The sequence below is a fragment of the Nostoc sp. TCL26-01 genome (assembly GCF_013393945.1).
In the GTDB taxonomy this organism is placed as follows: Bacteria; Cyanobacteriota; Cyanobacteriia; order Cyanobacteriales; family Nostocaceae; genus Trichormus.
This window is the reverse complement of sequence record NZ_CP040297.1, coordinates 2,908,512-2,921,384: the sequence shown is the minus strand read 5'-3', so window position 1 is coordinate 2,921,384 and position 12,873 is coordinate 2,908,512. Positions and strand designations below refer to the sequence as shown.

The 12,873-nt window shown below is 40.8% G+C and carries 13 protein-coding genes and 1 pseudogene; 6 read left to right on the top strand and 8 right to left on the bottom strand.

Annotation, left to right across the window (positions count from 1 at the left end; genetic code table 11):
- Nucleotides 1-230 precede the first annotated feature (230 nt).
- From FD725_RS12525 to FD725_RS12505, 5 genes are all read left to right on the top strand, one after another.
- Nucleotides 231-2,456 carry an FdhF/YdeP family oxidoreductase gene (locus FD725_RS12525; RefSeq protein WP_179048457.1) on the top strand — a complete coding sequence of 742 codons (2,226 nt, stop codon included), beginning with the start codon at nt 231-233 and terminating at the stop codon, nt 2,454-2,456.
- A 31-nt stretch (nt 2,457-2,487) separates the two neighbouring features.
- On the top strand, nt 2,488-3,276 hold the full coding sequence (locus FD725_RS12520; protein ID WP_179048456.1) for an ADP-ribosylglycohydrolase family protein: 789 nt from the start codon (nt 2,488-2,490) through the stop codon (nt 3,274-3,276).
- 5 nt (nt 3,277-3,281) lie between these two features.
- Nucleotides 3,282-4,121 (top strand): formate dehydrogenase accessory sulfurtransferase FdhD, encoded by an 840-nt coding sequence (gene fdhD, locus FD725_RS12515; RefSeq protein ID WP_179048455.1) that lies wholly within the window; start codon nt 3,282-3,284, stop codon nt 4,119-4,121.
- A 62-nt stretch (nt 4,122-4,183) separates the two neighbouring features.
- Nucleotides 4,184-4,981, top strand: coding sequence for an alpha/beta fold hydrolase (locus tag FD725_RS12510; RefSeq protein ID WP_179048454.1), 798 nt, complete (start codon nt 4,184-4,186; stop codon nt 4,979-4,981).
- A 100-nt stretch (nt 4,982-5,081) separates the two neighbouring features.
- Complete coding sequence (locus FD725_RS12505) at nt 5,082-5,927, top strand: polysaccharide deacetylase family protein (protein ID WP_179048453.1); 846 nt, start codon at nt 5,082-5,084, stop codon at nt 5,925-5,927.
- A 277-nt stretch (nt 5,928-6,204) separates the two neighbouring features.
- Here FD725_RS12505 and ureA read toward each other — a convergent pair whose 3' ends face one another.
- From ureA to FD725_RS12480, 5 genes are read right to left on the bottom strand one after another with little or no spacing between them, the layout of a single operon-like run.
- Nucleotides 6,205-6,507 carry an urease subunit gamma gene (ureA, locus tag FD725_RS12500; protein ID WP_179048452.1) on the bottom strand — a complete coding sequence of 101 codons (303 nt, stop codon included), beginning with the start codon at nt 6,505-6,507 and terminating at the stop codon, nt 6,205-6,207.
- A 10-nt stretch (nt 6,508-6,517) separates the two neighbouring features.
- Nucleotides 6,518-7,399: an urease accessory protein UreD gene (locus FD725_RS12495; RefSeq protein WP_179048451.1), complete on the bottom strand. Its 882-nt coding sequence runs from the start codon at nt 7,397-7,399 to the stop codon at nt 6,518-6,520.
- Nucleotides 7,400-7,418: 19 nt separating this feature from the next.
- Nucleotides 7,419-8,705, bottom strand: a complete 1,287-nt coding sequence (locus FD725_RS12490) for a photosystem II assembly protein (RefSeq protein WP_179048450.1) — start codon at nt 8,703-8,705, stop codon at nt 7,419-7,421.
- Nucleotides 8,698-9,636: a radical SAM protein gene (locus FD725_RS12485; protein ID WP_179048449.1), complete on the bottom strand. Its 939-nt coding sequence runs from the start codon at nt 9,634-9,636 to the stop codon at nt 8,698-8,700. Before FD725_RS12485 ends, FD725_RS12490 begins: the two co-directional genes overlap by 8 nt.
- 49 nt (nt 9,637-9,685) lie before the next feature.
- The gene (locus FD725_RS12480; RefSeq protein WP_179048448.1) at nt 9,686-10,465 is read right to left on the bottom strand and encodes a class I SAM-dependent methyltransferase; all 780 of its coding nucleotides are present in this window, start codon (nt 10,463-10,465) and stop codon (nt 9,686-9,688) included.
- A gap of 347 nt (nt 10,466-10,812) precedes the next feature.
- Between FD725_RS12480 and FD725_RS12475 the strand changes: the two genes are divergently transcribed.
- Entirely contained in the window at nt 10,813-11,094 is a 282-nt protein-coding gene (locus FD725_RS12475; RefSeq protein ID WP_179048447.1) for a hypothetical protein, read from the top strand.
- A 228-nt stretch (nt 11,095-11,322) separates the two neighbouring features.
- Here FD725_RS12475 and FD725_RS12470 read toward each other — a convergent pair.
- From FD725_RS12470 to FD725_RS12460, 3 genes and pseudogenes are all read right to left on the bottom strand, one after another.
- A pseudogene (locus FD725_RS12470) lies at nt 11,323-11,631 on the bottom strand (flagellar assembly protein H); the annotation flags it as partial.
- Between the two features lie 447 nt (nt 11,632-12,078).
- Nucleotides 12,079-12,474 (bottom strand): DUF5615 family PIN-like protein, encoded by a 396-nt coding sequence (locus FD725_RS12465; RefSeq protein WP_179048446.1) that lies wholly within the window; start codon nt 12,472-12,474, stop codon nt 12,079-12,081.
- Nucleotides 12,471-12,845: a DUF433 domain-containing protein gene (locus FD725_RS12460; RefSeq protein ID WP_179048445.1), complete on the bottom strand. Its 375-nt coding sequence runs from the start codon at nt 12,843-12,845 to the stop codon at nt 12,471-12,473. Before FD725_RS12460 ends, FD725_RS12465 begins: the two co-directional genes overlap by 4 nt.
- Nucleotides 12,846-12,873: the final 28 nt, after the last annotated feature.

Genomic DNA, 12,873 nt, shown 5'->3' with positions numbered 1-12,873 from the left:
CCAATATTTAAACACTCATGCCTAGCAATTTACTCACAATCATTTAAAGATTTTGGCAAAATATCTCACATATCATCAGTTATACTAACAAGACTCACGAGCAAAATTTTAGACTCAGTATATAAATTTCTCAGATAAGTCTTTTAATTACGAATTACGTTAGCGTAGCGTAAAGCCTTCGGCATAGCTTCGCTTAGAGCGAGTCCTCGAGCGTCATTACGAACTAACTCATGTTGCCTAAACCAATCAAACGCTGGACACCTGCAAATTGGGCAAGTTGGAAACCTTTCGGTATTGGTGAACAATATCCCAACAATTATTGGGAAGTTTTTCGCGCTATTTGGTTATCTCGTGATAAATTACCCTATGCTTGGAAGATTCTCAATCAGGGTGTCTGCGATGGTTGTGCTTTGGGAACCACGGGGATGAAAGATTGGACGGTGGATGGGATTCATGTTTGCAATGTCCGGTTGCGGCTATTGCAGATGAATACTATGTCAGCCTTGGATGAGCAATTATTGACAGATGTTTCCCAGTTACGCCAGCAAACAAGCGCCCAATTACGGGACTTGGGACGGCTACCTTACCCAATGATGCGGCGACGGGGAGAAATAGGTTTTCGCCGTGTGAGTTGGGATGAGGCTTTAGAAGTAATAAGCGATCGCATCTGCAATACTCCACCTCATCGTCTCAGTTTCTACGTCACCAGTCGCGGCACAGTTAACGAAACTTATTATGCTACTCAAAAAGCTGTCCGGGCGATGGGGACTAATAATATAGATAATGCTGCTCGTATTTGTCATTCCCCTAGCACTGCCGGTTTAAAAGCAGCTTTGGGTGCTGGTGCGACAACTTGTTCCTATAAAGACTGGATAGGTACTGATTTATTAGTCTTCATCGGTTCCAATGTCGCCAACAATCAACCAGTCACCGTTAAATATCTCCACTATGCCAAAAAAGCCGGGACAAAGATTGTCGTCATCAACACCTACCGCGAACCAGGGATGGAACGCTATTGGGTTCCCTCGATTCTGGAAAGCGCTTTGTTTGGAACCAAGTTTGCCGAAGATTTCTTTTTAGTCAACTTGGGTGGAGATATCGCCTTTTTAAATGGCACAATTAAACATCTGATTGCGAATAACTGGGTAGATGAATCGTTTATTCAAAACTACACTCATGGTTTTGCTGAACTTACAGCCGCATTAGCCAATCAATCATGGGCAGAATTAGAAAAACTATCGGGTGCATCCCGTGACGAAATGTACGCCTTTGCCAAAATGGTGGGGGAAGCCAACAAAGCCGTGTTTGTCTGGAGTATGGGCATAACTCAACACGAGTGCGGCGAAGATAATGTCAGGAGTATTATTAACCTAGCCCTGACTAAAGGCTTTGTGGGGCGGGAAGGCTGCGGTTTAATGCCAATTCGCGGCCATTCTGGGGTGCAAGGTGGTGCAGAAATGGGTTGTTACGCTACAGTCTTTCCCGGTGGTAAACCCATCAATGCCGAAAATGCTGCCCAGTTGAGTCAGCATTGGGGCTTTACAGTGCCAGAGAGTCGGGGTTTAATTGCCCCAGAAATGATTGATGCTGCCTTCAAAGGACAGTTAGATGTCTTGTTCTCGGTTGGTGGGAATTTTTTAGAAGTTTTGCCAGAACCAGCGTATATAGAAGAGGCTTTGCAACACATACCCTTGCGGGTACATATGGATATTGTCTTGTCCAGTCAAATGTTGGTAGAACCAGCCGATACTGTCGTGCTGTTACCCGCCACAACTCGTTACGAAATTCCCGGAGGAGTCACGGAAACCAACACGGAACGCCGGATTATTTTTAGTCCAGAAATTCCTGGACAACGCATTGGGTCAGCCCGTCCCGAATGGGAAGTATTTTTAGAATTAGCCAGACGAGTTAGACCAGACTTAGCAGATAAGTTGACTTTTAGCAATACAGCCGCTATCCGCCAAGAAATTGCTCAAGTTGTTCCCTTATATGCAGGTATTCAACATTTACAGCAGGCGGGAGATCAATTTCAATATGGTGGTTCACATTTGTGCTTTGGCTGGAACTTCCCCACAGCAGATGGTAAGGCTTATTTTGCACCGTTATCTCCTCCCCAAAAAGAATTACCAGCAGGTTATTTTTGGCTAGCAACTCGCCGAGGTAAACAATTCAATAGCATGGTACAAGAACGCAAAGATGCGATTACTGGTGCATTACGGGAAGCTGTATTGATGAATTATCAAGATGCAGCCAACTTAGGTTTGCAAGATGGTGATAAAGTAATTCTCAAAAACCAATTAGGGGAATTCTCAGGGCGAGTTTACATTGCACCGATTCAGTCAGGTAATTTACAAGTACATTGGCCAGAGGGAAATGTACTTTTAGATAAAAGCAAGCGATCGCTTGAGGGTGTACCTGATTATAACGCATTAGTGCGCCTGGAGAAATCCATCTAACAGAGACTGACAGGGAAAGCGAGAGGTAAGTATGCTGGGTGCGATCGCAGGTGACATCATTGGTTCAGTCTATGAGGGAAAAAGTATCAAAACTAAAGATTTTCCCCTATTTGATCGGCAATGTCGCTTTACGGATGATACAGTCTTAACTGTCGCTGTGGCAGATGTCATCCTCAACTATCATCAATACCCACCCAGTAGTAAATACATCGACCAATTCAAATGGTACTATCGTCGCTACCTGTATGCTGGTTATGGGCGTAACTTTAGCAACTGGGCTAAATCTAACAGCACCGCACCATACAACAGTTTTGGTAATGGTGCAGCCATGCGAGTCAGTCCCATTGCCTTTGCCTACGATAATCTCGATACAGTCTTACAACAAGCCCAACGCAGTGCCGAAGTTACCCACAACCACCCCGAAGGTATTAAAGGCGCTCAAGCAACCGCCGCTACTATTTTTCTAGCACGTATCGGTCTTGATAAATTCGGCATTAAATCTTACATTCAAAATCACTTCGGTTATGATCTAGAGCCAACTTTAAACCAAATCAGACCCACCTACCAATACGATTCTACCTGCCAAGGTTCCGTTCCCCCAGCCATCATTGCCTTTTTAGAATCCACAAGTTTTGAAGATGCGATTCGCAATGCCATTTCCATCGGTGGTGATAGCGATACCATTGCCTGCATCACAGGTGCTATTGCCCAAGCATACTATGGTGGCGTACCGAAGGCGATCGCTGATCAAGCCCTATCTCATCTCAATGAACATTTGTCCCACATCACAGAAAAATTCATGTACAAATACTGTGTTTAGAATGAATGGAAACGCCTATTAGCAGCAAAACCAAAACCCAAATCTTCGTAGTCGAAAATGGTAAACAGCGCCTGCGACAAGACTATCTCACCACCGAAGAACCTCTGGAGATTCGCCTAGTCTTTCCCCATCGCACTATAGCTGTAACAATGCGAACACCAGGCGCAGATTTTGCCCTTGCCGCAGGGTTTCTCTATAGTGAAGGTTTAATCAGCAGTAAAGCTGACATTCAACGCATCAGTTATTGTGTAGACAAATCTATTGATGGTCAACAAAATTATAATATAGTCAACGTAGAATTACGTACAGGATTATTTGCAGATTTACAATCTTTAGAACGGCATTTTTATATTAATAGCGCTTGTGGTGTTTGTGGTAAAGCCAGTATAGAAGCTTTGCAACTACGCGGTTGTCGAGTGGTAGAGGAGGAGATGATAATCACACCAGAAGTCATCTACAGCCTACCAGATCAACTCCGGGCGGCTCAAGGTGTGTTCACGGCTACGGGGGGTTTACACGCGGCGGCTGTATTTGATACTCAAGGCAGGCTCTTAAACTTACAAGAAGATGTAGGCAGACACAATGCTCTAGATAAATTAATTGGCACAGCCTTATTGAGTGGTGAGTTACCTTTCCACCATCATCTTGTCATGGTTAGTGGACGCTCTAGTTTTGAAATTTTACAAAAATCCATAGTTGCTAGAGTACCCATTGTTTGTTCTGTTTCGGCTCCTAGTAGTTTAGCTGTATCTCTAGCCCAAGAATTTGGCATTACCCTCATTGGCTTCTTGCGGGGAGAAAAGTTTAATATTTATGCCGGTTCAGAAAGAATTCATCTAGCATGACTTAACCTCTGTGTTCTTTGTGACTCTGTGGTTAAATAAAGAATTTGCATTTGTCATTGTGTATGCCCAAAGTTACAGTCAACGATATCGACTTGTTTTACGATATCAAAGGCATGGGAGAACCTTTGGTATTAATTTCTGGGTTACTGTGCGATCATGCTTATTGGTCGCTCATACTGCCATTTCTAGTGGCTCAATATCAAGTCATTCGCATAGATAATCGGGGTATGGGGCGTAGTTCTGCTCCTGATGATCCTTACACTATTCAGCAGATGGCTGATGATGTCGCCGCATTACTTGATCACCTGGGTCTTGATAAAATACATCTAGCTGGTCATTCAATGGGTGGTCAAATTGCCCAAGAATTTACTCTAGCCTATCCGCACAAGGTTGCCAGTTTACTGTTAATATCGAGCCTAGCTAAGGGTGATGAGCGATTTAACAGCGTGATCGAAACATGGGGTAAACTCCTACCAATTATTGATACTAGGCTTTATCAAAAAGTTGTCTTACCTTGGATATTTACCGATGCTTTCTACTCAATTCCCGATATGGTAGAACAGCTGATTGAATTTGCCGTTCATTATCCTTTTCCGCCCAAAACACATACCATCTATCATCAAAGTCAAGCAATTCTGAACTGTGATACCACAAACCGACTTAAAAATATTCTCTGTCCTACCTTAGTTCTCGTTGGGCAACAAGATATCCTCACCCCCATCAAATTTTCCCAACAACTAGCCGTAACTATTCCCCAGGCTGAACTGGTAGTGTTAGAAACAGGTGGACATGGTTTTTTGATTGAATCCCCCGATGCAGTAGCTCAAGCCATGAGGCAATTCTTAGCCCAGGTGAGATAATTTGAGTAGAGCGAAAATTACAGCCAACTACTTTGCAAACAATATCTAAAAGAATACCATATTTAGCTTAGGTATCCACAGTATTTGCAGGAGAATTACGATGACAAACCCGAAATTGTCGGTTAAAAAAGGCATAATCTTCATTCCATTGATTGCTGGAGTCTGTGCTTTTTGTGCTGGATTTTTCTGGTTGATAAGTCAAGCAGACAATCAGATGCAGATTAAAAAATCAAAATCACTTGCTGCCAAAGCATTAGTTAATCAGCAAGATGCGGTTTTAAAGACGCAGGCTATGATAAATAGCCACATCTTTGAAGTACCGCCGCAGTTTCAGGGGCAAACTGTTGGGCAAGTAAAACTAAATGAGCAAAATAAAGTCATTGCCCTGACTTTTGACGATGGACCTGCACCTAAGTATACAGAGCAGATTTTGCATATTCTCAAGCAAAATAATATTAAAGCAACGTTCTTTTGTGTGGGAGAAATGGTGCATTATTTTCCTGTGATAGCCAAGCTGGAAGTGTCTGATGGTCACGCCATTGGCAATCATACGTGGCATCATTGGTATCACTGGATGAATCCATCTACAGCCAAGCTGGAGATTGAATCTACAGCAACACAAATGTATGAAACTATGGGAGTAAAAACTTCTCTATTTCGTCCGCCTTTTGGCAGCCTCAGTAATGGTGTAGCTGACTACGCGAAAAAGAATAATTATGCTATTTTAATGTGGTCAGATGACTCTCAAGATTATCGTCGTCCTCCTGTATCTAAGTTGATTGACAATGTGCTAAGAGGGGCAAAACCAGGTGGAATGGTGTTAATGCACGATGGTGGCGGCAATCGTGCAAATACAGTTAAAGCTTTACCTGAAATTATTAATGCTCTCAGAAAGCGCGGCTATCGGTTTGTCACTGTACCTGAATTGTTAGAAATACAAAGATAAAAACCCTTGTTAGCAGGGGCAAAATTCCATAAACCAAATTAGGGAACAATCTCAGAAAATAATCTGAGTGATACGTTATGGCGGTTTCAGTTACATGAGCATAGAGCTTACTCTCTAACCTCAACAAAATGCACTTCACTAAAGCGAGAAATGCTATAGTCAAGCGATCGCCACACCTTTGTCATACCAGATCCAAAGTCAAACACGATAATGGTCTATGAATAAAGCACACTGTAGATTTATACAAAGGCGGATTGCTCTGCCTTTTTTTATCTGCTTAACGAATAGGATTATGTACTGTGACTAACTTTGTGCCATCTGGAAAAGTGGCTTCCACTTGTACATCATGAATCATTTCTGGTACACCTTCCATCACATCGTCTCTGCTTAAAAGCGTTGTCCCATAACTCATCAATTCCGCTACTGTATTGCCATCCCTAGCACCTTCTAAAATTGCCGCAGAAATATAAGCAACTGCTTCCGGATAGTTAAGTTTTAAACCTCTATTTTTCCGTCTTTCTGCTACCAAAGCGGCGGTAAAAATCAATAGTTTATCTTTTTCTTGTGGTGTAAGTTGCATTCTTACTTCCTTAAATTTGCCATACTCTTGGGATGCAAATACCACGGTGGAAAAAATTCATCCGTAGCATTTGCCAAACAGCTGTCAACCAGTTTCTCACTTCTGTTGTGGAAGTACCACAATATCGACACAAAAATCCATTTTCTAAACGGGTAACGCCTGTGAGGGAGTGGTGAGTTGTGAGTTGTGAGTGCTGAGTGGTGAGTTGTGAGTGCTGAGTAAATAAAGAACGTGCTGTTGCGATAATTTCTAGAGAAACTGGACTACCCAACCAAACTAAGCTACCGACAATTGGTTTTCCTGATAAACCGTGGGGACTGTGAAAAACTGCTGCACTACCCGGTAGCCATTGACGATCAATCCACAATGGGATACCATTCTGCCAAACTTCAGTATGCGATCGCCATTCTCCCTGATAAAATTTTTCACCTCTGGCACTACGTCCAAATCGGGTAATTTCCCAGCCAACAAAATTAGCTCCGTCTGCTAATTCTACCCGTAAATCTTGGCGATAAATCCCACCATCAAAGACTATTGTTTCTTGGGGTAGCCATTCCAAGCAAGCACCAGTTTCAACTTGGATATTGATGGTTTGTTTGGCAATTAAACCATTACTGCGATATATCTTACTGGCGGCGGCTGTCGTCATGACAGCTTGCGCGTTTGCTTGCAGGTGAATATCACAAGATAAGAGATCGCCTCCCACTATCCCCCCAGCCGTATGTAAAATGACACTATGACAAACTTTTTCCCCTTCTGGATAAAACGGACGTTGCACTTTTAGCGGTGCTTGATGATGGTTGTAAATTAGTTGAGTAGAATTTAGGCGATCGGCATAAACTAATTTAAGTTGGCCATGCCAACCTTCCCCGGCTTGTAGATTTGCAGTCATTTATCTAGTAGTCTAAATTTTACTTTTTAGCCAAAATTATGTAATCATCTAATGTATAGTTGGCATCATGTTTCTGATGAGAATATTTCTGAATCATCGGAGTCATATATATTTGCTTAGGTAGTTTCTCTTCTGCAAATTTCGCAAATTCCATTGCCGAACATGGTTTTCTAGAGTCTCTAGAAGTTAAATATTTATACCAAACTAAATCCAGCCCTAATTCAGCAATAAAGCTTGCAACTAATTTTTTTTCCAGGTCTTGATTTTCCTCTTGTTTAGTTTTATAAAACTTAAATAATTTTTTATCTTGGATGATTAGTAAAACGTAACCTTGCTTTTTTAGGTTATTAGTAAATATAGATTTATAAACACTATTAGCTTGGTTTCTGGCAGATGTATCGGCAAAGAAACAGTGAGATATGACAATAAAATCAAAAAAATCTTGAGGTAAATTGTCAAATTCATGATTTGATGATAACAAATCAGCCGTAACAAAACGAAAATAAGTATTCACTGGTGTTATTAGTGATTCTATATATTTTCGCCAAAACTGAAGTCCTCTAAATTGAAATCCATCTTGTTTTTCCAAAGAATAGTAAGATATATGATCTTGTGATGATTTTTCTGACTCACCAATACTTTTTAGAAACAAAGCTAAGGAATAAGCAACGGTTCCTGGCCCTGCTGCAATATCTAAAATATTGAGTTTATTGCTGAGTAACCCATCCTGATAAATAAAAAACCAAGCTAAATATAGACAATATACATTCTCTAAAAAAAACTTCATAAAATAGACATGAGGAGTCAAACTAAAATTATAGTCTGGGTCTTGTCCAATTTTTAAGTTATGAATGTCCTCAAAAGCATCTGCGAGTTTGATATTTAATTTATCTACGGGGATTTTATTAAATTCATCTTGGAGATAGGCTACTAACTTACTTTCAAAATCATCAAATATCTCTACATCAATTCCCGTAGATTGAATAAGATAATGATCATGCTGAATTAATTGGAATTTTTGGTAAATAGAATTAATTAATTCTTGATTAGGATACAATTTACAGTTATCGACTGCTGAGTCTGATAACTGTGTTAACTTCTCAGTTAAATTTCCTATCTCTCTTTTATATTCCAGAGAAGCACGCTCAAGTTGCAGCTTATCTCGAAACAATTTTTCTAACCAAGAAAATCTTGCACCTGATTTTTGAATATCGTGTAAGATTTGCACAGCTTTTTGTGTATCGCCACGGCTGACTGCCAACTTAAATTGCTGACTACGCCACCAATTGACAATAGGATTACTCATAACCAAATCCGTCTTTACCCTCTTTAATTTCTACACCTACAAGTTGAGCTAATAATTGACTTTTAAATTTCGCATAACTTGATTGTTCACAATCATACCACCAAGCATATTTTTGTTTGATTTTGTCTGCTGCGGAACGAGTAGAGGCGATGAGTGAGCGATTATGGCTAGGATGGAAATCTTGAATTACAACTCTATCAGCGATTTTTAGTTGCTCAATAAAAGCTATTTCATCAGTATCTAAAGTCGGAAGTAGAGGTGTTATGGTAATGGAAATTTTAGGGATATAACCTTTAAAAGCATCTATATTTTTTTTGATTAGGTAAATAGCATTTAATCTAGCTTTAATACTAGGCGATCGCGGTTCAAAATCTCTCCTGACTGATTCACTTCCAGTAGGGATACTCATGTTAATGCGTAATCGCTGAAATCGTTGTAAATAATCAATATCTCTAGTAATAATTGGGCTACGAGTTTGAATCACCAAAGTTGGTGTAGGATAACCATCATTTCTCACATCTAGCATCATCTCTAATAAACTACGAGTTAACTGATACTGAGATTCTAAAGGTTGATAAGGATCAGTCACACTACTCATATAAATTCTTGGTGGTTGTTGTGGATTTTTTTTATACCATTTTTGTAATTCCTTAGCTAATATTGTCGCAGCATTTTCTTTTAAAATTACCCAATTACCCCAATCCTGTTGCATTTTGCTATTGGGACTAAACGCCGCAGCATAGCAATAACTACAACCATATTGGCAACCTCGATAAGGATTTAGTGTGAAATCATAAGCACTAATAAAACCTGTAGCTTTTGTCAGTAATGATTGAGCATTTTGAGCATAAACATTAGCATTGCCAAATTTTTCTCGGACTAATTTTGTTGGCTCACATTCGCAGTAACCTTGATACCGTAGTTTTGCCATTTTGAATGGTGAGATTGATCTAGAGTGCGTTCATGCAGTCTAACTTATGTTATTCCTGTTGTTGAATAGCTTCGCCAATATGTACGCTGGTGCGATAAACCATGTAAACAAAACCTTGCTCATTACGAAACTGGTGATATAAATCTTGTAAATCAGCGATCGCACTTTCATATGCCAACCCTGTATCGGGAAGGTAAGAAACACTCATCGCCCGACCAATCAATCCAGCTAAATCTAATTCTTGGTAATAAGTAAACGAATATTCACGAATATTTACAAAAAGTGGACTCACCAATAACGGTTCGACAGATTGCATTCGTGATTCTGCTGGATGGTTATTAGATGCTTGGCGAACTATGCGGCTATATTCAGCAGTTAAAGCATCCTCTTGATCTCGATTATTCCACACCACAGCCAACCGTCCCGATGGTTTAAGAATGCGGTGAAACTCCTGTAAAGTTGGTTCTGGACTAAACCAGTGGAAAGCTTGAAAACAAGTGACTAAATCCACCGAATTATCGAGTAGTTGAGTAGCTTCTGCTGTACCCCCACGAAACTCTACTAAAGGGTGTGATGCAGCAACTCCTCTCATCGCTGCATTAGGTTCAATCGCTATCACTTTAACACCACGTTCAGCTAATAGTCGTGAAGAAATCCCCGTACCAGCACCAACATCTGCGGCGACAATTTGCGAGGATAGACCTGCAAGAATAATATCAATTGCTGCTGCTGGGTAACTTGGTCGATATTTTACATAATTTTCTGCTCTATCGGAAAATCTATCTAGGGGATTGAGGGTGTGTAGGGGTGTGGTATCAATTTCACTCATATTATATTTTTGTCGAACTAATAATTAATATATGGCGTTTATCGCTTTAGTTCAGGTTAAAGTTGCTAGAGGTAAAAGTGCGGGATTGGCTAAAAATAGATATGAATCTTGCTCTCACAGACAAAAAACTCAATATTTGTGAAATATGAGATTTTTATACATCTGTTTCAGCTTACAGATTCATCGAGATTGTTTTTATCTTGAGAAATTTTAAAAAGTGGGATGTTCCCTTAACAAATTTTATCTATATTGACCCACCCTACTGGCTTAGGAGGACTGAAGATATGTTACTATTTTTTCACTAATTCTATGTGCTTGTACATATAAGTTTAAGGTCAAAACTTGAGATGCCAGAATATATAACTCCTGAAAAGTTTAACAAAGCTGAAATATCAATTCCTATTTTTGCAAGAATTAGAGATTTTTTTAATAGTAAAGAAGAGATAATTACGATTGAATGGTTTAGTCCAAACTACGGTTCAACAGAAGTAATAATATTATGGGGTCTTTTTCGGTTTAGACATGAAACAGGAGAAAAGAAGACTTTTGTTATACGTGGTAAATCGGGATTTTGCGCTGCTGTTATAGAAAAATTACAGCAAGATGGGAAAATTGTAAAAAAAACCTAATATTTTTGGCGGAAACATTACTTCCTCCCGCACTAATGACAAAAAACAGCCGCCTCCACAAAAGAAGCAGCTGTTTTTAAAAACTTACCCGACTACAGAATATTAGTAATCGAAGTCACCGCCGCCAGCACCAGCGCCACCAGGAGCGCCGTCTTTGGGTTCTGGCTTGTCAACTACAATACATTCGGTTGTCAACACCATCCCAGCGATAGAAGCAGCGTTTTGCAGTGATGTAGTGTGCTTCAGGTAAATGACTACTTGGTGCATTGGCTTCGATGGATCTCTTCGGTATCCTCGCAACCGATAATCTGTCACTCGAAATGGAATGTTGTCTTTCGGCCGCGTCTGAAACTCGATATGCAAAATGGCTTCGTCTGATTCCAGGAAGATCAAGGCATCAGCACGAATCGGATCAAGGGACAGTTCAGAGGGTTGGAGTTCTGTCAAAGTGACAGCTTTTCCTAGTAGCCAACTGGCGAAGTCAGCAGAGAAATGTTCAGCCAGGAATCGGCAAGCCCTACATAGAAATAGTAAGATTGTACGCCCTATGATGCCAATTTAGTTTTGAGGGGATCTAAAGTTTGATGAATGATTGTTGCAGTGCGTTCGGCACTTCGCTGTAGCGCTTCGCGATCGCCCAACTGACAGATAATAATACTTATCGCCAGAAGCTACTTCATGTAGAGAAAGTTACTCCTATGCGTCAAGCTTCCAAATTAAAGAAACGTGATTATCGGCAAGGCTATCTTGTCCAAAGGAGAAACTAAGGATATAAAAAAATATTCAACGTTCCCATTAGGGACTTCCAGATAAAAAAATATCCAAAATGTAGGGTGCGTCAGTGTGAGAAAACCTAGCTACACCAAGGAATTCTTCCTACTGACGCACCCTACCAACCATCAATTTGGGATAATTTATTTTTTGGTGTTCCCATTAAGCCGCGTCCCCACAGATACGACTGCAACCACTTTTAATATTCAGCGATCACGGGATGAAAATCCGCCGTGCGCCTTGGTAATCTTCGATGTCAATCACTATATCAACCAAGCGATCAACACAACGTTCTCGATAATCTGGTTCAGCCATCAGCCGATCAATATTGCCTATTGTGACAACAGGCAAAGACGTAGGAGTATTTTCCTCACGCATCACTTGTTCCAAAGAGTCTTTCCCCTTCATACTGCGGTTAGCAGTAATTAGAATCATCTGATTATCCTGGGCATATCGCCAGACAACTCGATCATCACTTGTGACCGCTAAACCTACTTCTTCAAACAGAACGAAGCGAATCGGGATTAGCTTAAGCCAACCACTTGCAGCAAGGCTACCTGCTAAGACAACAGAATGCCCTCGTAAATTATGGTCAACCAGAAAATTCATGCTTGTGATTCAAGCTTGGCTCTTCTTGCTTGAAGCTTGGCTCGAATCGCTTCTGTTCCAGGCTTTGGAGGTTTGGCAGCAATGCGAGCGATCCGCTCACGATTCTGCTCCTCATAATACTGCCGCAATTCCTCGGCTTCTTTGAGAACAAGTTGATACTCTGCTTCAACATCCGTACGATGTGCCGCAATGTAGGACAGCGCAGCATTCACCTGCTCATCGGTAAGGTCAAGCATGGCACGAATAAACTTTGACGGATAGTGTTCTGTCACGTAGTCCATCACGTCGTAGAGCGTGATGCGTGTTCCCGCAATTGTGAGTCCTCGTTCTGTGCGGATGATAGCAGCTTGCTCATTAGGCGCTAGAGTCATAGCTGTAGCCTCTTGAAAACTAAGTTTA